Origin of the sequence: Veillonella rodentium (genome assembly GCF_900187285.1) — a bacterium.
Classification (GTDB): domain Bacteria; phylum Bacillota; class Negativicutes; order Veillonellales; family Veillonellaceae; genus Veillonella; species Veillonella rodentium.
Window position 1 is genome coordinate 812,278 of sequence record NZ_LT906470.1, and the last position, 23,009, is coordinate 835,286.

Consider the following 23,009-nt stretch of genomic DNA (forward strand, 5'->3'; position numbering starts at 1 on the left):
GAAAATAAGTCAAATGAATATAATGTAAGCTTGGATAATATGAACAAGATCATCGATTTAATTGAATATTTCGGCATAGAGTTATATCGTCCTATTACGCGTTTACTGTTATCAAATTGGAATGAAATTACGGAGCGTATTAATAACTATACGCCTGAAGAATGGAAGATGGCGGAGTCAATTCAGACATCGACCCCATCATTAGATCGATTTTCCATTGCCATGCTCATCGAAGTATTGGAGGGGGAAGATACCTTAAGTCAAAGTGAGAATGCGGGGCGGCGCTTAAGTGACGAAGAATTACGCGCCATCCGTAAGCATCAGGATGAACAGTAATGAAACACAATACATATAACCATGAAGGGGGCCAGCCGTTTAAGGTAGAGGCGCCCTTTATACCTACGGGGGATCAGCCGGGTGCTATTGCATCTCTTACGGAAGGAATTGAACGTGGTGAATGGGCGCAGGTGTTATTAGGCGCAACGGGTACCGGTAAAACATTTACCATGGCCAAGGTCATTGAAGCGGTGCAGAAACCGACGCTTATCATCGCGCATAATAAGACGTTGGCGGCTCAATTAGCCAGTGAATTCAAAAGCTTTTTTCCTAATAATGCGGTTGAATATTTCGTATCTTATTATGATTTTTATCAGCCGGAAGCATATATTCCGTCCAGCGATACCTATATTGAAAAGGATGCTTCCATCAATGATGAAATCGATAAATTACGACATAGTGCTACGATGAGCTTATTTGAGCGTCGCGATGTCATTATTGTCGCTTCTGTAAGCTGTATTTACGGCTTGGGGGACCCTGAGGATTATTCGGATCTCGTGTTATCGTTGCGCTTAGGTCAGACGAAGAGTCGCGATGAAATCTTATCAAAATTGGTTGATATTCAATATACGCGCAATGATATGAATTTCGTACGTGGTACATTCCGCGTACAGGGGGATACGATTGATATTTTCCCTGCCGCCTATAGTGAAAGAGCCGTGCGGGTTGAACTGTTCGGCGATGAAATCGACCGCCTCGTGGAAGTGGATGCATTGACCGGCGAAGTCATTGCGGAACGCAAGCATGTTGCTGTCTATCCGGCTTCTCATTATGTAACGACGAAAGAAAAAATGAATATTGCCGTAGAGCGTATTGAAGCCGAACTGGACGAACAGTTGGCGAAATTAAAAGCGGCTGATCGACTTTTGGAAGCGCAGCGATTGGAACAGAGGACGCGATACGACATTGAAATGATGCAGGAGATGGGATATTGTTCGGGTATCGAAAATTATTCCCGTCATATGTCGAATCGCAAGGCCGGGGAAGCACCGTATACATTGATTGATTATTTCCCTGATGATTTTCTTATTATGGTGGATGAGTCACATGTAACAATACCGCAGGTGCGGGCCATGTATAATGGAGACCGGGCCCGTAAGGAATCCCTTATCGAATATGGATTCCGTTTGCCGTCCGCATTGGATAACAGACCTCTTAAATTCGATGAGTTTGTAGAGAGAATCAATCAAATTGTTTACGTATCGGCTACACCGGGTCCATATGAGATGGATGTGCAAACAAATGTGGCGGAGCAAATCATTCGACCTACAGGCCTTTTAGATCCGTCTATTGAAATCCGTCCTATCAAGGGGCAAATGGATGACTTGCTTGGGGAAATCAATACAAGAGCCGCAAAGAATGAACGCGTTCTCGTTACGACATTGACGAAGAAGATGGCGGAAGATTTGACAGAATTCTTGAAGGAAATGGGCGTTCGCGTGCGCTATCTTCATTCGGATATCGTTACCATTGAGCGGGCTGAGATTATTCGGGACTTGCGTGCCGGCGTATTCGATGTGCTGGTAGGAATTAACTTGCTAAGAGAAGGCCTCGATATGCCTGAGGTATCCTTAGTGGCTATTCTCGATGCGGATAAGGAAGGCTTTCTGCGTTCCGATACGGCCATGATTCAGACGATCGGTCGTGCAGCTCGTAATGTAAATGGTCATGTTATCATGTATGCTGACCGTATTACGGGCTCCATGCAGCGCGCTATCGATGAAACGGACCGTCGTCGTGCCGTACAGGAGGCTTATAACGAAGAACATCATATTACACCGAAATCGGTAGCTAAAGAGGTTAAGGAATTAATTGAATTAACCAAGATTGAAGATGATATGGTGACGGATGGACAGGGCCTTTCACAGGCAAAACGCAAAGGCAAGACCAAATCCGATGTGATGGATCACGGTCATGAGCCATATGTACAAGATACACAATCCACCAAGGTGGCGGATATTACACCGGAAGAATTGTATAATAAGATTGAGGATGTAGACCGAAAAATGAAGGCGGCCGCTAAGCAGTTGGAATTTGAAAAAGCTGCAGCATTACGCGATCAGTTGGGAGTTTTACGTCAACAATGGTCGGATATGCACAGCGCCGATAACAGTAAATTGAAGAAATCGAAGCGAACTGTGAAAAAACAAGCGCCGAAAAGTAAAAAATAATATAGATTATATAGCTCATATGTGCGATACTATAGTAGTATGGATATATGGTATATACGTATGCCGATGATACCTACGGGTATCATCGTTGCTATATAGAAAGGAAAGTATGAAAGACCAATTAATAGTTAAAGGTGCGCGTCAGCATAATCTTAAAAATATAAATATCGCTTTACCCAGAGACCGGTTTATCGTCTTGACGGGCCTCAGCGGATCCGGCAAGTCGTCACTTGCGTTTGATACGATTTATGCCGAAGGACAGCGAAGATATGTGGAATCTCTGTCGGCATATGCACGTCAGTTTTTAGGGCAGATGGATAAACCTGATGTAGATTATATTGAAGGATTGTCACCGGCCATCTCCATCGACCAGAAAACGACGAGCCGTAATCCGCGTTCTACGGTGGGCACCGTGACGGAAATTTATGATTATTTGCGGCTTCTCTTTGCCCGTGTCGGTCATGCTCATTGTCCTGAGTGCGGTAAACCGATTACGCAACAGACGATTCAACAGATGACGGATGACGTCATGTCGTTCCCGGAAGGCACAAAGATTTTGGTATTGGCGCCTATGATACAGGGCAAAAAAGGGGAGCATAAATCAGTTTTCGAACAACTGCGTAAGGAAGGCTTCGTACGGGCTCGTGTAGATGGGATTGTACGCACATTAGATGAAGATATTAGTTTGGAGAAAAATAAGAAACATTCCATTGATATTGTCGTGGATCGTCTCATTGTGAAAGCCGGAATAGAATCCCGTTTAGCGGACTCCATGGAAACGGCAGGCAAATGGGCGGAAGGCATCGTCGTAATTCAGGAAATCGACGGCCCTGACCATATGTACAGTCAACATTTCGCCTGTCCCGATTGCCATATTTCACTACCGAAGATTGAACCTCGTATGTTTTCCTTTAACAGTCCCTTTGGTGCATGTCCCGCATGTCTCGGTATCGGTTCGACCATGGAGGTTGACGAGGAACGGGTTCTCCCGGACGGATCCATATCCTTTGCTGACGGATGTGTACAGGCTTTGAGCTCGAATCCTAATGCGTGGTTTATGCGTCAACTGGAGGGACTTCTCATAGCAAACGGGTATTCATTGAACTCTACATATGATGAACTGCCGAAGGCATTACAGAAGAAGGTCATGTACGGTACTACGGAGAAGGTATCTTTCACTTATGAGAACATGCGCGGTGAAGTGAAAGAGTTTTTTACCGAATATGAAGGCATTTTGCCTATGGTGAAGCGCCGTCATAGTGAAGCATCGACGGACTCCATGCGGGAGGAATTTGAAAAGTTCATGTCCATCAAGCCGTGTACCACCTGTCATGGAGCGCGTTTAAAACCGGAGGTTCTCGCCATTACCGTCGGACATAAGAATATCAATGAAGTGACGCAGCTAACAATCAAAGAGGCTTTGGATTTCTTTGCGAATCTCAAATTGACGGAGCGGGAGCGAGTTATCGGGGCCCAAGTTCTGAAGGAGATTAACGCTCGTTTAGGGTTCCTCAATAATGTAGGACTTGATTATTTAACGATGAATCGTAGTGCGGGCACATTATCCGGCGGAGAGGCGCAGCGTATTCGTTTAGCTACTCAAATCGGTTCTGGTTTAGTGGGGGTCCTCTATATTCTTGACGAACCGTCTATCGGTCTGCATCAACGGGATAATGACAGACTCATCGATACCTTAAAGGGACTTCGTGACCTAGGTAATACATTGCTCGTCGTAGAGCATGATGAAGATACAATGCGCGCCGCTGATTATCTTGTCGATATCGGACCCGGTGCCGGTGAACATGGTGGTGAGGTTGTTGCGGCAGGTACCGTAGATGAAGTGATGAAGGTAAAGGACTCCATTACCGGTCAGTATTTGAGCGGCCGTAAATTTATCGCTCTTCCTGAAAAACGTCGTAAAGCCAGTAAAAACTATATTGAAATTCGAGGGGCTAAGGAAAACAATTTACAGAATATTAATGTAAAGTTCCCAATCGGTCTCTTTACTGTTGTTACCGGTGTCAGCGGATCAGGCAAATCCACATTGATTAATGAGATTTTATACAAGGGGTTAGCTAATAACTTATATCGTTCCTATCATAAGGTAGGAGCTCATAAGGAAATTCGAGGCTTAGAACATATCGATAAGATCATCAACATCGATCAGAGTCCGATCGGTCGTACGCCGCGTTCAAATCCCGCTACCTATACGGGGGTGTTTGACGCGATTCGTGAATTGTACAGTCAAACGCCGGAGGCGAAGATGCGCGGTTATAAACAGGGCCGTTTCAGCTTTAATGTGAAAGGCGGTCGTTGTGAAGCTTGTCGCGGTGACGGCATTATTAAAATTGAAATGCACTTCCTGCCCGATGTGTATGTTCCTTGTGAAGTGTGTAAGGGAGACCGTTATAATCGGGAAACTTTGGAGGTTAAATACAAGGGCAAATCCATAGCCGACGTGTTGGCCATGACCGTTGATGAAGCGGTGGAATTTTTCAGTGCTATTCCGAAAATTCATCGTAAAATGGTCACTCTACAAGAAGTGGGTCTTGGATATATTCGCTTGGGGCAAGCCGCTACGACATTGTCCGGCGGGGAGGCTCAACGTGTTAAGCTTGCAACGGAACTGGCTCGTCGCAGTACAGGTAAAACTCTGTATATTTTAGATGAGCCTACGACGGGGCTCCATGCTGAGGATATTCGCAAGTTGTTACATGTTTTACAGCAACTCGTAGATGCAGGCGATACGGTTATCGTCATTGAACATAATTTGGACGTTATCAAGATGGCGGATCATATTATCGACTTAGGTCCTGAAGGGGGTAATCGAGGCGGTACGATTGTGGCTACCGGTACACCTGAGCAGATTGCAAAGGTGAAAGAGAGCTATACGGGAAAATTCCTTGGACCCGTATTGGATCAGACCAATGCATTTATGAAAGCGGCCGGTAAGAGCAAAAAGTAAATGTTAAGATTAAAAAAATACTGGCATGGTTAAAATACGATTGTATAGGAATAACATTAGCTGATATAGACGGTGTTTACAAATTATTTCTACATGGAAAGGAGGACCTATGGCATCAGAGGAATTACTGGAAAAGGTCAGTCATCTGCCGACAACGCCGGGCGTTTATCTCTGGCGTGATCAATATAACCGTATTATTTATGTAGGAAAGGCTATCAACCTACGCAATCGCGTTCGTTCTTATGTGCGGAACGATGCAAACAGGGCGCCTAAGGTGACGGCTATGATGAAACGGGCTGTCGATGTAGAGGTCATCCAGACCAAGACGGAAATGGAAGCTCTTATTTTGGAGAATACGCTCATCAAGGAGCATCATCCGAAGTATAATATCAGACTTAGAGATGATAAGACTTATCCATACGTAAAAATTTCCGTTCAGGAAGATTTTCCGCGTGTATATATGACGCGACGACTTGAGCGGGATGGTGCTAAATACTTCGGCCCCTTTACGGATGTTACCTCCGTCCATGTAGTGCTTAAACTGCTACGCCTTTATTATCCGCTCCGTACATGTAGGTCCATGAAGGTTGAACGTCCCTGTTTACAATATCATATGCATTATTGCGAGGCCCCTTGTGTGGGAAAAATTACGAAGGAAGTCTATGATGTATATATTCAGGAGATTATACAGCTCTTTGAAGGTAAACCGATTCCACTGTTGAAAGAGCTTAAAGAGAAGATGGAAACAGCAGCTGAGGAATTACGCTTTGAAGATGCCGTAAGATACCGGGATCAGCTGACAAGCATCGAAAAGATTCAGGAAAAACAACGGATGGTAACACAGCGCGGTGATTTGGATGTACTCGGTATGGCTGTAGATCATTCAATGGCCTGTGTTCAGTTGCTTTTCATTCGCGGAGGTCGGCTGTTAGGCCGAGAAAACTACTTTGTGCAGCACGATGGGGATGCTCCGGAAACGATTATGACGGACTTCGTTAAACAGTATTATGGAGAGACGAATTTTATTCCGAAAGAACTGCTGCTGCCGATAGAAAGTTCGGACCGTCAGTTGCTCAGTGAGTGGTTTACACAGCTGAAAGGACAGCATGTGGATGTATCCGTGCCGCATCGCGGGTATAAGATGGATATGATTAAGATGGCCCGTGAAAATGCGGAAGCCTTCCTGGAGGAGCGGCGTCGTCAGTGGCAATATCAAATTGACAAGACAGGCGGAGCCGTTAAGAAATTGGCGGAAGTCCTCGACCTGCCGCGCTTACCGGAGCGCATGGAGTGCTTTGATATCTCTCATACTCAAGGTGCTGAAACCGTTGCATCCATGGTTGTTTTTGAAGGCGGCAAGCCGGCAAAGAAGGAGTATCGTCGCTTTAAGTTGAAAACAACTCAGGGCAAGCCGGATGACTTTAAGTCGATGGCGGAGATTATGGAGCGTCGCTACGGAAATGAAACGGACTGGCCTATGCCGGATCTCATCATCATTGACGGCGGTAAAGGGCAGCTCAATGCGGCTATCCCTCTTATTCGAGCCGTAGGTGTTACGGATGTGCCTGTTATATCTTTGGCAAAACGCATTGAAGAGGTCTTTGTAGAAGGACAGTCCGACAGCATAATATTGAGTCATCATACGCCGGAGCTGCAATTGTTACAGCAAATCCGCGATGAGGCTCATCGCTTCGCTATTACATATCACAGAAAATTGCGAGGTAAAAGAAATCTCGAATCTATCCTTGACCATGTTGAAGGTATCGGTCCAAAACGACGTAAGGCTTTATGGGCTCATTTCAACAGCCTTGAAGCCATGAAGGCCGCCTCTGTCGATGAGCTGGCGCAGGTTGAATCAATGAATTATAAGACGGCGGAAACATTGTATAATTTTTTCCGTATGTCGAAGGTAGATAAACATAACTTGTTGAATAGTAAATAAAATTTGATACTAAAATAGTATCGATATGAATAATATTTTTCATATTGAAAGCCCCTAGCGTAGATTGATTTTAATCTACTGCTAGGGGCTTCGTATTGTATAGTTCTTGTAATAATATAAATTCTGTTTATACTTTTAAGAGATTGAATTATTGCGCGGCTGTATTATTTACGGATTTTGGTTTGTAATGTTGAATATACCATGCTCGGATTGTAAATAATATACCGGCAGCTGCTACGCTTGATAATAGGCCGATCCATACGCCATATGGTCCGTATGCAGGATTTTTAGATAGGATATAAGCCATAGGAAAGCAGACGCCCCAATAGGAGATAAAGGAAATGTAGAAGACCATTTTTACGTCTTTATATCCTCTTAGAATGCCTTGTAACGGAGTTCCGATGGCATCGATCGCGGCGAAGAATACGCCGTATCCCAAGAAGCTGTATATCAGATTATATACTTCCGGATCATTTGTGAAAAGCGATGAAAGCGTATCCATATGGGTAAAGGTAAAGCTGCAGATAAGTACAGCCATAATGATGGCCAGTATACGGGATAAGTATGAATACTCAATCGCATCTTTCGGGCGCATGGCCCCCACTTCGTAAGCTACCGCAATAGTTGCCGACATGGAAACACTCAACGGTAAGCAATAGAATACATTCGTAAAGGAAATAACCGATTGATGGGCTGCAACGACGGCGGAACCGAAGTGAACCATCAAAAGTCCGGCGATACTGAATATGCTTACCTCTAAAAACGTGGAAAGACCGATTGGAATTCCGATTTGCAGTTGCTCCTGAATATAAATCCATTTAAGACCATGCCAAGTTTTAAAGACCTGATATCCTTTAAGCTTGGGATGAAACAGCATCATGGCACTGAAGAGTATAAAATTAGTCCAGCATGCACCTGCCGTTGCATAGCCGGCACCGACGCCTCCCAGTTCCGGAAAACCGAAGTGACCGAAAATAAGGGTATAGTTTAGGAATACATTAATCATAAAGCTGGTAACTACAATGAGCATAGAGTAGTGAGTGAGCCCATGAGAATCCACTGTATTACGCAACGTGTTGACCCATAATAGAGGAAATAGACCGATGCTGAAAACTTTCAGATAATCGATACACACATCGCGTGCCGCCGGTTCCAAATTGAGATATGTCAATAACGGATCGAGACCGAAAATACCGAGTAATAGGATTATTAAGCCTAAAACGGTACCGATAAATAAACCTTGATAAATGATAATGCCGATAGAGGAAGTCTGTTTTGCTCCTAATAATTGTGATATAATCGGCGAAATACTCATCAGTATGCCCATAGCGAAGATATAGAATAAGATCCATAAATTATATCCTGTCGCAACACCGGCCAAATCCGTCGTGCTATATTGTCCGGTCAGGAATATAGCGATGAACGTGCCTCCTACGAGGGAGAACTGAGTGATGCACATGGGGGTGAATAGTCTGATAAATAACCATAATTTTTCCAATATAGAATATGTCTGATACATGATGACCTCCCTAGTTGATGATATAGTATACCATAAAGTATGGTAATTTGATAGTTAAATCCTTGTCGTTGAGGGATTAAGAATTATGAAATACGGAGATATTGTAGTTATGCATTTATTTATACGTCAATCGTGGTATCACTCATGACGATATGATAGGACTTAACGGCTATGATAAAAATGAATATATACTTTAATAATTGAATTTTACATTCTCTATATAAATCGAATATAATAAATATATTATATTCCGTGTTATGTTGAAATTTGTATAGGAGGATATGTTGGACATAGTATCTGCACAGGGATTATTGGCGATGCTGCAAATCATCGTTATCGATATTTTATTGGCCGGTGATAATGCTATCGTAATCGGTATGGCGGCTCGTAATTTGCCTGCTGATTTGCAAAAAAAGGCTATTTTCTGGGGCACTGCGGGGGCGATTATCTTGCGTCTCGTTATGGCGTTTCTCTTTGTGGAGGCCTTAAACAATATTCCCGCACTTCGTTTAGTCGGTGGTATTCTCTTATTGTGGATCGGTTATAAATTGGTGGCTGATGACGGAAAAGAGCATACTATCGAGGCTAAAGATAATTTACGCTCCGCTATTATGACAATTGTAATTGCCGACGGCGTTATGGGGATAGATAATGTAATCGGTGTCGTAGGCGCTGCCGGCGGTCATATGATGATGGTGGCGATCGGTATGCTGATTACGGTACCTATCATCATTTATGGTAGTACATTGTTTGTGAAAGTTATCGAACGTTTCCCGATTATTCTTTATATCGGCGGCGGTATTCTCGCATGGGTCGGTGCTGCGATGAGTGTAGAAGATAAACTTATTGCACATGTGGTTGAACCGTATGTATTATTTATTAAGATTACGGCTGTTATTATCATTGTAGGGGCATCATTACTAACAAATAAATTGAAAAATAATCGTTAATATTCATTTCCTCTCTCGTCATGATCGAGGGAGGGAATTTTTATATCAGTGGCATTTTATTGTGAAAGACGATGAAAATTATGATATAGTTAATAGATAGTTGTTAAGTTTATGAACGTATAGTTGGGGTAATATAATCATGGAATTTTTAGAAGCGGCTACATGGCTTACCATTAGTAAAATTATTTTGATAGATATTTTATTGGCCGGCGACAATGCCGTTGTAATCGGTATGGCGGCGGGAAAATTAGCGCCGGAATTACAAAAAAAAGCCGTTATATGGGGCACTGTCGGAGCTATTGCCATGCGGTTGCTGTTCGCCACGATTTTAGTGGAGGCATTAACCCTGATTCCTCTCATTCATTTAGGGGGCGGACTTGTTCTCTTGTGGATTGCCATCCAATTACTCAAGGGCGGCGATGAAGAGGCTCATATCGATGCGAAGGACTCCTTGCTCGGGGCTGTCTGGACCATCATTGTGGCGGATGCCATGATGAGTATTGACAACGTTATCGGTGTAGTCGGTGCAGCGAAGGGGCATTTGGAATTAGTGATTGTAGGTATGCTGATTACGGTACCTATTATCGTATTCTGTTCCACATTATTCGCCCGTCTTATCAATAAATTTCCCGCTATTCTGTGGGCCGGAGGTGCCTTGCTCGGATGGGTTGCAGGGGAAATGATCGTAGAGGATCCTCTTTTAATACCATATATTCAAGGTGAAGAACTGTTGGTTAAAATTGGTACCGTATTCTTTGTTCTCATCGTGACCGGCATGATTAAAATTTGGAAGAAGAGAGATTCGTAATGAGGGACAGAAATCATATATCTCGTAAATCCACGAAGCGTGGAAACAAATATAATCAAGGGCAGCGTCAGAAATCTCAGGATATATTAAAACTCTCTAAAAAACAGAAGGCTGTTACGTCGGCTCCCGTTAAGGTCGGTGATACTGTACTCGTATCAATTCACGGCATCGGCAGCAGCGGTGAAGGCGTAGGTCGTGTTGAGGACTTTACCGTTTTTGTACCATTTGCTTTGCCGAATGAGACTGTGAAAGTAACTATAACAACGGTGAAAAAGACATATGCTACGGGTAAGCTTTTAGAGGTCATAACCGCAGCGGATAATCGGATTGCGCCGAACTGCGAATTATACGGCGTTTGCGGCGGCTGTCAATTACAGCACATAACCTACGAGGGACAGCTTTCGCTAAAAACACAAAAAGTGAAGGATGTTATTGAACGAATCGGACATCAGAATCCGGATCTTGTAAAACCCGCATTGGGACCGAAGAACCCGTGGGCCTATCGGAATAAGATGCAAATGCCTGTAGGAGGCACACGAGAAACGATACGGATGGGTTTCTATGCCATGGGGTCTCACGATATCGTTCACGGCACAAACTGCCCTATACAGATGGACGGAAATAATCAGATTGCTCAAGCATGCTATGAAATTGCGGAGGAACTTGGTATAGAACCGTATGGCGAACATACGGGTAAGGGTGTATTACGCCATATCATCGGTCGTATCGGTCAATCCGGATATATGGTTATCTTTGTAACGGCAACTGATTATTTGCCGGATCAGGACCAATGGATTGAGAGGCTGACAAAGCGGGTGCCATCAGTGGAAACCATCGTTCATAATGTGAACAGAAAGCGGACAAATGTTATATTAGGGCCTACGAATCATGTGCTTTACGGGGACGGTACGATTACGGATCACATTAAGGATTTGCGATTTACCTTGTCACCGCATTCCTTCTTTCAGGTTAATCCGGAACAGACGACGGTATTATACGATCAAGCGTTAATGTATGCGAATTTAAAAGGTCATGAGACTGTCATTGATGCCTATTGCGGTACGGGGACTATCTCGTTGTTTCTTGCGCGCGAGGTGAAGTATGTTATCGGCATAGAGATTGTAGAGCCGGCCATTATCGACGCTCGTGAAAATGCGCGACGCAATGGTTATGAAAATACGGAATTTATCGTCGCTGATGCGGCCGTGGAAATGCCGAAATTATATAAAGCCGGTGTACGACCGGATGTTATCGTATTCGACCCGATCCGTGCAGGCTGTAAAGAAGAGGTACTTACCTCCGCAGCGGGCATGGAACCGAAACGCATCGTTTATGTATCCTGTAATCCTGCTACCATGGCTCGAGACATTGAAATTCTCACACACTACGGCTATGAACTGAAAGAAGTGCAGCCGGTGGACATGTTTCCTATGACTGCGCACGTTGAGACGGTAGTATTGATGTCAAGGGTCAGGGACTAAGGGGTGAGAAAAGCCTTATTTTAAGCCTTTCCTGCACACCTGACCTTTTTGCAAAAGGATGGTTCAACTAAGAAAAAACTCTCTGGGGGAACTTATCGAATGAGCTGTTTTATAGGGTCGAGACTCGTGATTAGATATTGGGTAGGTTGAGACTCGTGATTGGATGTAGTGTTCCAGTTGGATGTCATAAAGGATAAAAAGAGAGCAGGCTGCTCCGGGAGCAATTCCCATGAGCAAGTCTGCTCTTATTCGTTGATGTCGATCTCAAGCCCTGATTTGAACCGGACGGTGAAGCGGTCATCGTAAACAGTGATCTGTTGGATAAGCTTTCGGATGAGGCTTTCGTCGAATTCGGTGATTTCGGATTGCTGACTTCCGATGAAGTCCTGCAGCTCCTTGATCCGGTTCATGGCTTCTTCCCGGTGATAACTATCGACCTCGGACTTTTCTTTTTGGTCGCGGAGCCGGAAAATCTCATCAGCGATGGCATTGTATGGCTCTGATGTGGCGGTTGATAGAGTAAATATATTTCTCTATCAGCCATTTTTTTTGCTTATAAGCATTGACATATCGCGAAAGATGGATATAATAAATGTATGGATAAGATTGAAATTTTTAAAGCACTATCAAATGAAACCCGGCTCAGTATTATTGAGTGGTTGAAGGAACCGGAGAAAAACTTTCCGCCGCAGGGAGGACATTTTGATGATGTGGTGGATCTGAAAGGCGGTGTGTGTGTTGGAAGCATCCGCGACAAAGCCGGGATATCACAGTCAACCGTATCTCATTACCTAGATATGCTGCAAAAAGCAGGCTTGCTTCTTTCCGAAAGGCACGGAAAGTGGACATATTACAGACGGAATGAAGAGACCCTCGCTGCGCTGGCAGACTACTTCGGTCACGAAATTTAAGTTGTGCATAGATTAGACGGGATGAAGATCCCGTTTAATTTAAACCACTACATATCGACAAAGCGAGATATAAGGATATATAGAAACGAGGAGGAATTCGTATGCATTTTTCATGTGGAATCGTCAGACCGCCTTATGAGGCTGGTTCCTGTTTTTTACAAGTAACGTCGGGTTGTTCGCATAATAAGTGCCGCTTTTGCACCTTTTACAAGGAAGCACCTTTTTCCGTATCTCCGGAGAGTGAGATACGGGAGGATCTTCAGGAGATCCGGGATTCCGGATGGAAGGTAAAGCGGATTTTTCTGCAGGGGGCAGATCCTTTCCTGCTGAGCTACGACAGGCTTAAAAGAATCATGGACCTGATAAAAGAATACCTGCCCTGGGGTGTTTCCGTCGGCGGATATGGCCGGGTGGATAGTGTAAGGAACAAGTCTGTAGGTGAGCTGAAGTCGTTGAAAGAGATGGGATACGACATGATCGTATTCGGGATCGAGTCGGGCGATGATGCTGTCCTCGATAAGATGAACAAGGGCTATCATGCTAGTGATATAGTGGAACAGCTCTCCAAGATGGATGAGGCGGGAATGCATTATTCTGTCATCTTCTTATACGGGCTGGGAGGTCATGAGTATGGTCTGGGGCATGCCGTCAAAACAGCAGAAGTGTTAAACCACCTGTCGCCCGTCAGAGTACTGGCTTCCGGGCTCTCGATCTTCCCTGACACACCGCTTATGGAGGAAGTAAGAAGAGGTGAGTTCGTAGAGGCTACAGAGACAGAGAAGATACAGGAACTGTATACCTTTGTGAAGACGCTTGATATCCACACTCTGCTGGATGCGACGAATGTCTCCAACATGATGCCGGTATATGGACATCTTCCGGAGGACAAAGAGAAGATACTGGCGATGCTCAAACAGGGGGCAGACGAACAGGGGGAAGAGCGATTGCGGATGCGAAGAGACAGCATGAGAAGCCTGTGACCAGGATAAAAAGGCGGTATTTAGATGAAAGTGTATTATATTTTTGACAGCTATTGTGGATGGTGCTATGGGTTTGAAACAATTCTTAAACCGTTTATTGAAGCACATTCGGAATTGGAAGTAACGGCGTTATCAGGTGGATTATTTATGGACGGTCATTCGCTTTCGGTATTTCCGTATATGAGTGATACGAATAAAAGAATTGCAGATATGTTTGGAGTGGAATTCGGCAAGCCATATCTGAACCTGTTAGAGACGGGAAGTATGGTTCCTGACTCGAATGATGCCGCAATAGGATTTGGAGTTCTCAGGAGCTTCTTACCTAAAGGAGAACATGTTAATCTTGCGTCAAAGATGCATGAAGCATTCTATTTGGATGGTAAATCACTTTCTGACGTGGAGACGATCGGATCAATCGCCAAATCCTATGACCTTCCTGCAGACAAGATCGCAGAGGAGTTCATCCGTATTTCTGAAGAGGGCAAGTACCATCCGGACTTTTATGAGGCAAGAAAAATAGGAGTCACATCCTTCCCGACGCTGTTTCTTGAAATAAATGGGAAGCATTATGACTTAAAAGGAAGTGCGATTACCCTCAATGATTTAGAGGAAAATCTGAATATCATTAAGGAAAAGGGCGGGATCCTCAATGATGGATACAATACGCCCGTTGCCTGTAATATCGACGGTACAGGTTGATCATAAGCTATTTGAAGGCATTATGAAACTGACGAAAATATTTGAACCAATCACGATCAGCAAGACGGAGTTTAAAAACCGCATGGTGGTCTCCGCTATGGTCACGAATTACTGTAACGAAGACGGAACGCCGACTGAAAAATTCATGGCTTATCATGAACACAAGGCAAAGGGCGGATATGGGATCATCATCACAGAGGATTTTGCCGTAACAAGGACTGCGGGGGTATCGAAAACACTGGCAGGTCTTTGGGAAGATAGGCAGATAGAGCCGTTACGACAGCTTGGTGGAACGGTACGACAAGGCACGAAAGCAGTTTGATGAAGCGAACCGCCAGATATCGGAAAAGAACGCAAGGTCAGAACGGATCGAGGATTTCATCGGGAAGCTGAAAGAACAGAACGGTGTGATTGAGGAATTTGATCCGTGGCTGTGGGCCTGCATGGTGGATTTCGTCACAGTAGGCCGCCGGAAGGAGATGATTTTCACCTTTCGGGACGGTACCGAGATAGAGGTATAACTGAACATAAATCAGGCGACAGACACTCCGCTCCGGCGGGGTGTTTTTGTGTTGAGTGGCAGAGTGGAATCATTTTAATCGAAATGTTATAATGTTGAAAATTGAGGATTTCCAGGTCTATTTGTGCCTGGAAAACGAAGATCAGCAGGTGTGATAGTTTGCATACACCCAGTGCACCCATCTGTATGAAACGAGGAAATACAGACCCAGTGTGCATTTTGGGTTAAGGAGTGTAAATGCCGGAAAAGTTACATTGTATCAGATATAGAAGGGCAACAGATACGGCGCGAGTGTCGGGATTAGATGTCATGTACAGCTTGAATCTTTTAACGATGGGTGTCGCGGAGCCAGTAGCAGAATGCCAGCCGAGAATCTGCGATGGTAGAAAACCGGACATTGGAATCATGCCGGAGCAGGTTTAATAAGCAACAACTTGATCGGTGACCGACCAAGATACCGACCAAGTTAACGGCATATTGGGCCTAGACCTTGATCATAAACCGATTGAGCAGAGGAGAGGAGGTCGAGACGATGGCCTCCCTCCTGCCCGCCGTATTATAGGTAGAAAAGCACGTGGACCAGTTACCGCAAACGGAGAGCAGGTGTAAAAACGTCGATTTTCGGCTTAGAGCAGTTCCCGCGAACGGGCGGAAATGTGTACGGAATCCAGACATTCAGGTGCTTGTCTCGTGCCATGTTGAGGCCGTGGCTTTGCTCACTAGGAGTGAAGCGACGCAGTGAGTATTAGCACTACTTATGTCAGGGATGTCCAAGGATTCGAACGAAGTGAAGAATGGTTGGAAACAGCCTACGGCTGAGGTAGTAGCTTTACTTATAAGGAATCAAGTGAAGCGGTAAGAGTTATCATAATCCGGGATGTTCAAGAATCTATGTGAGGTAATCATTATGGCAATTTTTAATATGAAGGTTACTCTTTTATGTCCTGTAGAAATCGTGTGGAATGTGGTCACGAATCTAAATGATTTTTCCTGGAGAAGTGATTTAAAAGATGTAAGAATTATAGATGAGCATAACTTTATAGAGATTACCAAGGACGGAATTGAAACTCATTTTAAAGTAACAGAATGCGTTACATACCAATCATGGATATTTGAGATGGAAAATAAAAATATTAAAGGCACTTGGGTTGGAAAATTCTATGCAAAGGGAGATAAAACGATTCTGGACTTTACTGAAAACGTTGTCTCTAAAAAATTAATATTTAAGCCATTTATAAGTTTATATTTGAAACGACAACAAAAAATATATTTTAGAGATTTAAAAGCGAAACTGAATTGTGAAGAGTTTGACGCTGTTAGATAATATTTATAGATTAGTTTTATCAAAATAGAAGGTGGTGCGTTTTGTGGCTGAGATTAGATTTGAAAATCTTCGAAAACTTCTAAAGAGCATGATAGAAAAGTGATGAAGAGATTATTTGTCAAGTTGCAAAGCGTCATGGTAAATAGAATATCTGTGGAATGCAATTTTTAAATGTGCATGGATTAAAATTTATAAATGTTATTGTTACTTCGTTAAGAAAAAGATAAATTGAGATTTTAGAATTGTATTTGGTATAGGATAGCCTTTCGCTTATGCGAGGGGCTTTTACTATACACTCATATTTATATATGTAATATAATAAAAATAAATTGTTGTAGATTGTGTAACGAGGAATATATTATGGGGTTAATGTTAGATATTCATGAGATAATGCGCCAATTGAGTCAATGGAGACCAATATTTCACTCAGAAGCAGACTTTCAGTTTTCCTTGGCTTGGATCATTAAAGAGAAATATCCTGATTGTGAAATACGATTAGAGTTTGTACCAGAGTTTAATCCAAACTTACATCTAGATATTCTTGTTATATTAGATGGCAAATGGATTCCTATTGAATTAAAATATACTACTAAAAAGTGCATTAAAAATATAAAGAATGAAACATATGTATTGAAGGAGCAAGGTGCAAAAGATTTAGGTTGTTATAACTATTTAAAAGATATTATGCGTATAGAGGAGTTTAGGGATAAGGCTGATACATTTATTGAAGGTTATACTATTAAGATAACTGGTGAGATGTCTTATTTAAAACCTCCAATAAAAGAAAATTGTACATACGCTGAATTTTCTATTGACAATGGTTCTATTAAAACTGGATGTATGAATTGGTCTACTAACACAGGAAAAGGAACAATGCGTGGAATGGAAGCACCTATAGTATTAACTGGTATGTATCCTATAAATTGGAAAGAATACTCTAAAGTTGATGATACTAATAGTGGTAGTTTTATGTATCTTGTAAATACTATTAATAAATAAATTAGGAGGCATATATGTTTAAACCAGTTCGAAAAAGAATAAATGAAATAGACCATAGTACTGCAGAAGCTTTATTACAATCTAATCGTCGTGGAATTATTGCTATGAATGGTGATGATGGTTATCCTTATGCTATTCCTATTAATTATTTTTACGATTGCGATAAGCAAAAAATTTATTTTCATGGAGCAAAGGCTGGTCATAAAGTAGATGCATTGAAAACTTCAGATAAGGTATGTTTTACCGTATATGGTAATGAGCGTATTGATGAATCTGAATCCTGGGCACCGTATGTACAAAGTGTAGTTGTGTTTGGGAGATGTCGTTTATTAGAGGCTGGACCAGAATCTATAGAGCGATTAAAAGAATTTGCTATGAAATATTATCCTGATAAAACTTTAGCTGATGAAGAAATTGTTCGTAGTGGGAGAGCAGCACAAATGTTTGAAATCACCATTGAACATATGAGTGGAAAAGAAGTACAAGAGAAATAACAGATTAGCCCTTCGCTTATGCGAGGGGCTTTTATTATACACTCATATTTATAAATGTAATATAATTAAACTAAAATAGTTGTATTCTGATATTATAGATAGTCAATTTAACAATATAGTTAATGGGAGAGATATACATGATACAGTTAAAAGATTTAGGTACTTTTGAATCTGTGCCTAAAATAGTGACGGATATTATTAAGGGGGAATCTGCCTGCGCTTGAGTCAGAGTTAGAGGCTGGTTGGCAGATTAATCGAGTCATAGAAATAGATGGGTACAGCGAGCATTTACCTATAGAAATTGCTTTGGTGATGTGTAGCTTCACAAGTATTCAATGGCTAATTGAGCATGGAGTAGAACTAAATGATAAAGAAAATCCTAGTTTCTTATTAGCCGTACGATATGGAACAAAAAATATTATTGAATACGTTGTGGAACATGGTGCCGATGTGATCATCACGGAAAAAGATGGCATGCGCCCTTATAGTATAGCTATAGAAAAAGGCGATATGGAAATGGCTGAGTATTTTAAAAATCTAGAGCTTACTGAGTATCATGATTTACAGAATAAAATAGATCAATTAAAACCACTCAAACTTCCAAGGGCGTTAGTATTATTTTTAAAGGGAGATCATCTTTATTTTGAATTGCCAGACTCTGATTTTATATCCATAGAATTTTTTCCTCTAATTGATACAATTCCATTTAAAGTAGGCTGCCGTAACCTATTGCGTTTATCAAAAGAGTTAGGAGAATATGATCATTGGTGAATTGTATGGAATCCTAAATCTAAAAAGATCGGTTGTTATGATATAGAACATTTAGAGTTAAGAGAACTCTGCAAGTTTGATGATTTTATAGCAGATATGGCAGGTCAATTGGAAACTTTATTCTAATGTACATCGTAAAGGAGAGATGAAATAGATGACAGATACCTTTGAGAAAACATATACAGATTGGTCAATCGATGTGGGTGAGTATAAATATGAAGGGATTACATTGAAAGAAGTTGAGCAAAATCTATATGCTATTGAGGATCAAGAGCAAGATTTTGTAGTCATATCACCATCAAATGCAATCTCAATAGATAATAAAAAGTATAATTTTGTACAAGTTTGTAGTGATCAAGATACTGATTTATTACATATAGAGATTAGTGCAATTAATGATGGCGAACAGGGCGCTATTATATATGGTAAAAATGAGCTGGGACATCAAGAGGTATTAAATATAATAGAAGAATTTATTGCACATCATAAGGCTCCATCATTAGAAGATTGGGAAATCGTGTTAGATTTAAGATCGAAGATGGAAAGCTATGTAAAGGGTACAAACGATGACTAATCCAGCAATATATGATGAACAGTTAAGGCAATATACTATATCCTACGAAGGAATACAGTTTTGCTGGGATGAGAAACCAATAGATGCTAATTTAGATACGGCAAAGTTATTAGCTATGAATTACCATAAGAATATAGATACAATTGCAACTTTCATTTATAACGAAATACGAGATTGGTATGGTGATGTAACTATTGATGAGGTGAAAACACACATTGGTATGCCTATTATTGAACCAGAACGTGATGCTGTGACCTATTGCGAGCAAACCTTTGATGATACCCATATCTTTTCTTTTACATTTTGGGATGATGAATTTAAAGATTTACATCATTTTGCCATAGATGGATGATATATTCTTCCATGATTTGGCTATTGTGACTCATATGCGGAGCCTATTATGTTATATACACCTAATAACATTTTGTATAAGTATATTCGCTATCGATTTAGACGGATTCAGATTCAATGTAATATGGTATATGAGGTAACACCAGAGGAAGAAGATGAGATTTATCGTAATCTGTTAAAAAAGAGGGCGAAGATATTAATTCCTGTTGGTATATTATATTTTTTGATTTTTGGGGTTACCTTCGCTTGGCTAGTAGGAACTAGTACAGAACTAAATCCGTTAATGCAATGGGAAGTAAGAGTCATTGATTATGTCATACCCATTTTAAATACCATAGATATTAAGTGGTACGCATATTCCTTAGATCTATTACGGGTAGCAGTCATATTAGCTCCTATAGCGATTATAAATTCAATTCCTTATATAATTATTTCCTATATTGTAGATACCATATTGATACAACATGAGGTAAAAGCTTTAATAAAGACATATTCTATGAATGAGTAATTATAAATTTGGATTATATCTGTTTAAGATAGGAGAGAGTATTATGAGTAATCTGAAAGATTTTAATTGGACTGGGTTTTGGAATGATTGTGATTATGCATTTGAGTCTTATATAGGTAAAGCTATTACCGATGAAGATATTAAAGCTACTGAAGTTGAGTTAGGGTATAAACTACCTTCAGCATATATTGAATTATTAAAAAATCACAGCGGAGGTGTATTAAATAGAAATTGTTTTATCAACGATAATGGCGAGTGCGTATACGTGACTGGTATATATGGTATCGATAGAGGTAAAAAGAACTCTCTCTGTGGAGAGTTTGGAAATGAGTTTTGGATTTCTAAATGGAAATACCCATCCATTGGTGTGGTTGTAGCTGATACCATTTCAGGTGGTCATGATATGATTTTTCTCGATTATCGTGAGTGTGGTCCTATAGGCGAACCTAAGGTTGTTCGCATAGACCAAGAAGGGGATTACGCTATCACAGTTCTAGCAGATAACTTTGGTGATTTTATTAAGGGCTTATATATAAGCATAGAAGAAATTACAGACGAAGAGTTTCAAGCGTTAAGTGATGAGGAAAAGGTTAAGTTCCTTAAAGAACAAGAGGACTTAGATATTGATCGTACCATGGAGCTTTTAACAAATATAGGCATTGAGAATTTGTCTCCTATATTATTAGGGATTTTAGGACGTATCTATAACAATAATGATAAACCGGAAGAAGCCATCAAGGTATTAAACTCTATAGGCGAAGAGTATAGAGATGCAGTGTGGCATTATCGCTGCGCTTATTCTTATGGAGCTATTGTTTATAGTAATCATGAGGCTTATACATCTGACAATATGCAACAGATGTTAGCTTTGGTAGATAATGGTGTACAATTAGCTGCTAAGGAAAATCGGAATGATATAAGGAAATACTGCTTTGAAATTATGGATATGTGCTATATGCAGATGGATTTTGAACAGTGTGAAGCAGAGTATCCTGAGTTGTGTAAAGCTTATAGCCAGTATGTGGCGGAAAAGAAGCGAAATAAACGAAGTATTCCTCACCATCGCACCATTACAGTGGAAGAAATTCAAGCTACAGATGATATGTGGACAATTGAATTCCTAGATGAAAAAGATGATGCAGTATATGAATATGATGGAATCTTTGAAGATGTATTTGTTCACGAGAATCCTCAATTATTTGTATTTGATGGAACCTATACGATTCCAGAATAAGTTTGGTGATATATTTAATAAGATATAATCGGCACTTTTACTATGTTAATCGCTTTTATTATGTTATCTACTTTTACTAGGTAGGAATGATGTATCAGAGGTATTACATGTTAGATAAACAAGGCGTATATGATTGTTTGCGTGACCATCATATCGATTTTGAAATTACAGATCACGCACCATTATTTAGTATGGACGATAAGCCCAATGTAGAGTTGCCATATCCTGAGTGGGATGCGAAGAATTTATTTATACGAGATCATAAACGAGAGCATTACTACTTAATTACCGTTCGTGGATCGAAGCGTGTAGATTTAAAACAGTTCCGTAAGGACCATAAGCTTAAAAAGATTTCCTTTGGTTCCGAAGAAGAGCTATGGGATATATTAAAGATTAAACCAGGTCATGTATCTCCATTCTGTTTGCTTCATGATGAAGAGAGTAAGGTACGTTACTATATTGATGCGGATTACAAGGATAATCTAATCGGTATCCATCCGAACCAAAATGATGCGACCGTGTGGCTTCAAGGCAAAGAACTAGTTAAACTTATTGAAGAGCATGGTACAATAGTAGAATATATTACATTGTGATTTAGGAGTATGTATGAATAAAAATTTATTAAAACGTATTGTACTAACATCTGCAATTGCCGTATTAGGTGTAAGCACATCCTTTGCAGCTCTTGTTATGGAGCGAGATCAATCTGTAGATACAGCACCTAGTGTGGGTATGTATCGTTTCGAAGTACCTGTAGAACTACAAGGAACTTATAATAGTGTAGGTGTAGCTAATCTGACTGCATCTATGGAAAAAGAACCTAATACATTGTCCATGAATGTGGCTCATGTAAAGGGGAATCCATCTGAGTCTTATGTAGTTGAAATCTATAAAGATTTAGCTGCTATTGAAGCACATCGCAAATCTGACCATTATCAAGCATTTGTTAATGAAGTCGGTTCTAAATTAACGAATCGTAAGATGTACGATGTACAGTCTGTACTTTTATTTGAAAAGAAAGATGCATTATCTATCGTAAACGATGGTAAGGCAGTAGTTACCTTAACTGAGTTTACTGTTGATAGCAATGAAATCGATACGGTACAACGACAGTATCAACTCGATATGGAACGTGCCGTTCGGGATGATGCGGGGTATAAGGCTGGTTATGTGCTTCGTGAAAGAAACGCAAAAAATCGCTGGTATGTCATTCAGATCTATAGCGATCAGGAAGCCCTTACTAAACACTTGAATAGCCCAGGTTATCGCTTTATGATGAGTCAAATCCAAGGTAGTCTACAAGGGGTTACTACTAAAGTATTAGAGGGGGATATCCTTGTAAATCATGGTGGTCAAGCTTTTGTCAGACCTTAGTCTTTGATATAATACTAATCAGTAAAGTTACTGCTAGCATATTATGTGCTAGCAGTTTTTTACTATATAATAGGTTTATAATCTAGTTAATTCTATTT

Annotated in this window: 24 protein-coding genes and 2 pseudogenes; 24 read left to right on the plus strand and 2 right to left on the minus strand. The window is 41.1% G+C overall.

Features of this window, described 5'->3' with window-relative positions; all coding sequences use genetic code 11:
* Window positions 1–39: 39 nt before the first annotated feature.
* The 4 genes from CKV62_RS03595 (at window position 40) to uvrC (ending at window position 7,414) form a co-directional block, all read left to right on the plus strand.
* The gene (locus tag CKV62_RS03595; RefSeq protein ID WP_231968366.1) at window positions 40–336 is read left to right on the plus strand and encodes a hypothetical protein; all 297 of its coding nucleotides are present in this window, start codon (window positions 40–42) and stop codon (window positions 334–336) included.
* Entirely contained in the window at window positions 336–2,507 is a 2,172-nt protein-coding gene (gene uvrB, locus CKV62_RS03600) for an excinuclease ABC subunit UvrB (protein ID WP_095065728.1), read from the plus strand. Before CKV62_RS03595 ends, uvrB begins: the two co-directional genes overlap by 1 nt.
* A gap of 109 nt (window positions 2,508–2,616) precedes the next feature.
* Complete coding sequence (uvrA, locus tag CKV62_RS03605) at window positions 2,617–5,472, plus strand: excinuclease ABC subunit UvrA (protein ID WP_095065729.1); 2,856 nt, start codon at window positions 2,617–2,619, stop codon at window positions 5,470–5,472.
* A gap of 109 nt (window positions 5,473–5,581) precedes the next feature.
* Complete coding sequence (uvrC, locus tag CKV62_RS03610) at window positions 5,582–7,414, plus strand: excinuclease ABC subunit UvrC (protein ID WP_095065730.1); 1,833 nt, start codon at window positions 5,582–5,584, stop codon at window positions 7,412–7,414.
* A 148-nt stretch (window positions 7,415–7,562) separates the two neighbouring features.
* On the opposite strand, the gene CKV62_RS03615 is transcribed toward uvrC, so the two are convergent.
* A complete protein-coding gene (locus CKV62_RS03615; protein WP_095065731.1) occupies window positions 7,563–8,933 on the minus strand; it encodes an MATE family efflux transporter in 1,371 nt (456 codons plus the stop codon).
* Between the two features lie 284 nt (window positions 8,934–9,217).
* On the opposite strand from CKV62_RS03615, the gene CKV62_RS03620 reads away from it, so the two are divergent.
* From CKV62_RS03620 to rlmD, 3 genes are all read left to right on the plus strand, one after another.
* On the plus strand, window positions 9,218–9,883 hold the full coding sequence (locus CKV62_RS03620; protein ID WP_095066699.1) for a TerC family protein: 666 nt from the start codon (window positions 9,218–9,220) through the stop codon (window positions 9,881–9,883).
* A 139-nt stretch (window positions 9,884–10,022) separates the two neighbouring features.
* A complete protein-coding gene (locus tag CKV62_RS03625) occupies window positions 10,023–10,691 on the plus strand; it encodes a TerC family protein (protein WP_038114615.1) in 669 nt (222 codons plus the stop codon).
* Window positions 10,691–12,172: a 23S rRNA (uracil(1939)-C(5))-methyltransferase RlmD gene (gene rlmD / locus CKV62_RS03630; protein WP_095065732.1), complete on the plus strand. Its 1,482-nt coding sequence runs from the start codon at window positions 10,691–10,693 to the stop codon at window positions 12,170–12,172. The genes CKV62_RS03625 and rlmD overlap by 1 nt, the downstream gene beginning before the upstream one ends.
* A gap of 245 nt (window positions 12,173–12,417) precedes the next feature.
* Here rlmD and CKV62_RS09510 read toward each other — a convergent pair whose 3' ends face one another.
* Window positions 12,418–12,582, minus strand: a complete 165-nt coding sequence (locus tag CKV62_RS09510) for an integrase (RefSeq protein WP_231968368.1) — start codon at window positions 12,580–12,582, stop codon at window positions 12,418–12,420.
* Between the two features lie 186 nt (window positions 12,583–12,768).
* Here CKV62_RS09510 and CKV62_RS03640 point away from each other — a divergent pair, with 186 nt between their 5' ends.
* The 17 genes and pseudogenes from CKV62_RS03640 to CKV62_RS03715 all read left to right on the plus strand — a co-directional run bounded on the left by CKV62_RS03640 (window position 12,769) and on the right by CKV62_RS03715 (window position 22,911).
* Complete coding sequence (locus CKV62_RS03640; RefSeq protein ID WP_044919614.1) at window positions 12,769–13,083, plus strand: ArsR/SmtB family transcription factor; 315 nt, start codon at window positions 12,769–12,771, stop codon at window positions 13,081–13,083.
* A 101-nt stretch (window positions 13,084–13,184) separates the two neighbouring features.
* Window positions 13,185–14,063 carry a radical SAM protein gene (locus CKV62_RS03645; protein WP_095065733.1) on the plus strand — a complete coding sequence of 293 codons (879 nt, stop codon included), beginning with the start codon at window positions 13,185–13,187 and terminating at the stop codon, window positions 14,061–14,063.
* Window positions 14,064–14,087: 24 nt separating this feature from the next.
* Complete coding sequence (locus tag CKV62_RS03650) at window positions 14,088–14,762, plus strand: DsbA family protein (protein ID WP_095065734.1); 675 nt, start codon at window positions 14,088–14,090, stop codon at window positions 14,760–14,762.
* Window positions 14,713–15,084, plus strand: coding sequence for an oxidoreductase (locus CKV62_RS03655; RefSeq protein WP_231968370.1), 372 nt, complete (start codon window positions 14,713–14,715; stop codon window positions 15,082–15,084). Before CKV62_RS03650 ends, CKV62_RS03655 begins: the two co-directional genes overlap by 50 nt.
* Window positions 15,050–15,283 (plus strand): hypothetical protein, encoded by a 234-nt coding sequence (locus CKV62_RS03660; RefSeq protein WP_095065736.1) that lies wholly within the window; start codon window positions 15,050–15,052, stop codon window positions 15,281–15,283. Before CKV62_RS03655 ends, CKV62_RS03660 begins: the two co-directional genes overlap by 35 nt.
* A gap of 236 nt (window positions 15,284–15,519) precedes the next feature.
* Window positions 15,520–15,705 carry a hypothetical protein gene (locus tag CKV62_RS03665; protein WP_095065737.1) on the plus strand — a complete coding sequence of 62 codons (186 nt, stop codon included), beginning with the start codon at window positions 15,520–15,522 and terminating at the stop codon, window positions 15,703–15,705.
* 484 nt (window positions 15,706–16,189) lie between these two features.
* Window positions 16,190–16,606, plus strand: a complete 417-nt coding sequence (locus CKV62_RS03670; protein ID WP_095065738.1) for a polyketide cyclase — start codon at window positions 16,190–16,192, stop codon at window positions 16,604–16,606.
* A 360-nt stretch (window positions 16,607–16,966) separates the two neighbouring features.
* On the plus strand, window positions 16,967–17,605 hold the full coding sequence (locus CKV62_RS03675) for a hypothetical protein (protein WP_095065739.1): 639 nt from the start codon (window positions 16,967–16,969) through the stop codon (window positions 17,603–17,605).
* A gap of 14 nt (window positions 17,606–17,619) precedes the next feature.
* Window positions 17,620–18,099, plus strand: a complete 480-nt coding sequence (locus CKV62_RS03680) for a pyridoxamine 5'-phosphate oxidase family protein (protein WP_095065740.1) — start codon at window positions 17,620–17,622, stop codon at window positions 18,097–18,099.
* A 137-nt stretch (window positions 18,100–18,236) separates the two neighbouring features.
* A pseudogene (locus CKV62_RS03685) lies at window positions 18,237–18,996 on the plus strand (ankyrin repeat domain-containing protein).
* A gap of 28 nt (window positions 18,997–19,024) precedes the next feature.
* Window positions 19,025–19,444: a bacteriocin gene (locus tag CKV62_RS03690; protein ID WP_095065741.1), complete on the plus strand. Its 420-nt coding sequence runs from the start codon at window positions 19,025–19,027 to the stop codon at window positions 19,442–19,444.
* Window positions 19,437–19,796, plus strand: coding sequence for a hypothetical protein (locus CKV62_RS03695; RefSeq protein WP_095065742.1), 360 nt, complete (start codon window positions 19,437–19,439; stop codon window positions 19,794–19,796). Before CKV62_RS03690 ends, CKV62_RS03695 begins: the two co-directional genes overlap by 8 nt.
* Before the next feature lie 48 nt (window positions 19,797–19,844).
* Window positions 19,845–20,303: a glycosyl transferase family 4 gene (locus CKV62_RS09545; protein ID WP_095065743.1), complete on the plus strand. Its 459-nt coding sequence runs from the start codon at window positions 19,845–19,847 to the stop codon at window positions 20,301–20,303.
* A gap of 43 nt (window positions 20,304–20,346) precedes the next feature.
* Window positions 20,347–20,766, plus strand: a pseudogene (locus CKV62_RS09550) (SMI1/KNR4 family protein); the annotation flags it as partial.
* Window positions 20,767–20,841: 75 nt separating this feature from the next.
* Entirely contained in the window at window positions 20,842–21,537 is a 696-nt protein-coding gene (locus CKV62_RS09555; protein ID WP_422821979.1) for a hypothetical protein, read from the plus strand.
* 107 nt (window positions 21,538–21,644) lie between these two features.
* Window positions 21,645–22,130, plus strand: a complete 486-nt coding sequence (locus CKV62_RS03710) for a prolyl-tRNA synthetase associated domain-containing protein (RefSeq protein WP_095065745.1) — start codon at window positions 21,645–21,647, stop codon at window positions 22,128–22,130.
* 13 nt (window positions 22,131–22,143) lie between these two features.
* On the plus strand, window positions 22,144–22,911 hold the full coding sequence (locus tag CKV62_RS03715; RefSeq protein ID WP_095065746.1) for a putative quinol monooxygenase: 768 nt from the start codon (window positions 22,144–22,146) through the stop codon (window positions 22,909–22,911).
* Window positions 22,912–23,009 lie beyond the last annotated feature (98 nt).

Coding starts and splice junctions, on each gene's coding strand:
- CKV62_RS03655 (WP_231968370.1), top strand. CDS start 14,713: ATGATGGATACAATACGCCCGTTGCCTGTAATATCGACGGTACAGGTT.
- CKV62_RS03675 (WP_095065739.1), top strand. CDS start 16,967: ATGGGGTTAATGTTAGATATTCATGAGATAATGCGCCAATTGAGTCAA.
- CKV62_RS03650 (WP_095065734.1), top strand. CDS start 14,088: ATGAAAGTGTATTATATTTTTGACAGCTATTGTGGATGGTGCTATGGG.
- uvrB (WP_095065728.1), top strand. CDS start 336: ATGAAACACAATACATATAACCATGAAGGGGGCCAGCCGTTTAAGGTA.
- CKV62_RS03710 (WP_095065745.1), top strand. CDS start 21,645: ATGTTAGATAAACAAGGCGTATATGATTGTTTGCGTGACCATCATATC.
- CKV62_RS03670 (WP_095065738.1), top strand. CDS start 16,190: ATGGCAATTTTTAATATGAAGGTTACTCTTTTATGTCCTGTAGAAATC.
- CKV62_RS09510 (WP_231968368.1), bottom strand. CDS start 12,582: ATGAACCGGATCAAGGAGCTGCAGGACTTCATCGGAAGTCAGCAATCC.
- CKV62_RS03695 (WP_095065742.1), top strand. CDS start 19,437: ATGACTAATCCAGCAATATATGATGAACAGTTAAGGCAATATACTATA.
- uvrC (WP_095065730.1), top strand. CDS start 5,582: ATGGCATCAGAGGAATTACTGGAAAAGGTCAGTCATCTGCCGACAACG.
- CKV62_RS03690 (WP_095065741.1), top strand. CDS start 19,025: ATGACAGATACCTTTGAGAAAACATATACAGATTGGTCAATCGATGTG.
- CKV62_RS03615 (WP_095065731.1), bottom strand. CDS start 8,933: ATGTATCAGACATATTCTATATTGGAAAAATTATGGTTATTTATCAGA.
- rlmD (WP_095065732.1), top strand. CDS start 10,691: ATGAGGGACAGAAATCATATATCTCGTAAATCCACGAAGCGTGGAAAC.
- CKV62_RS03595 (WP_231968366.1), top strand. CDS start 40: ATGAACAAGATCATCGATTTAATTGAATATTTCGGCATAGAGTTATAT.
- CKV62_RS03625 (WP_038114615.1), top strand. CDS start 10,023: ATGGAATTTTTAGAAGCGGCTACATGGCTTACCATTAGTAAAATTATT.
- uvrA (WP_095065729.1), top strand. CDS start 2,617: ATGAAAGACCAATTAATAGTTAAAGGTGCGCGTCAGCATAATCTTAAA.
- CKV62_RS09545 (WP_095065743.1), top strand. CDS start 19,845: ATGTTATATACACCTAATAACATTTTGTATAAGTATATTCGCTATCGA.
- CKV62_RS03640 (WP_044919614.1), top strand. CDS start 12,769: ATGGATAAGATTGAAATTTTTAAAGCACTATCAAATGAAACCCGGCTC.
- CKV62_RS03645 (WP_095065733.1), top strand. CDS start 13,185: ATGCATTTTTCATGTGGAATCGTCAGACCGCCTTATGAGGCTGGTTCC.
- CKV62_RS03715 (WP_095065746.1), top strand. CDS start 22,144: ATGAATAAAAATTTATTAAAACGTATTGTACTAACATCTGCAATTGCC.
- CKV62_RS03680 (WP_095065740.1), top strand. CDS start 17,620: ATGTTTAAACCAGTTCGAAAAAGAATAAATGAAATAGACCATAGTACT.
- CKV62_RS03665 (WP_095065737.1), top strand. CDS start 15,520: ATGCCGGAAAAGTTACATTGTATCAGATATAGAAGGGCAACAGATACG.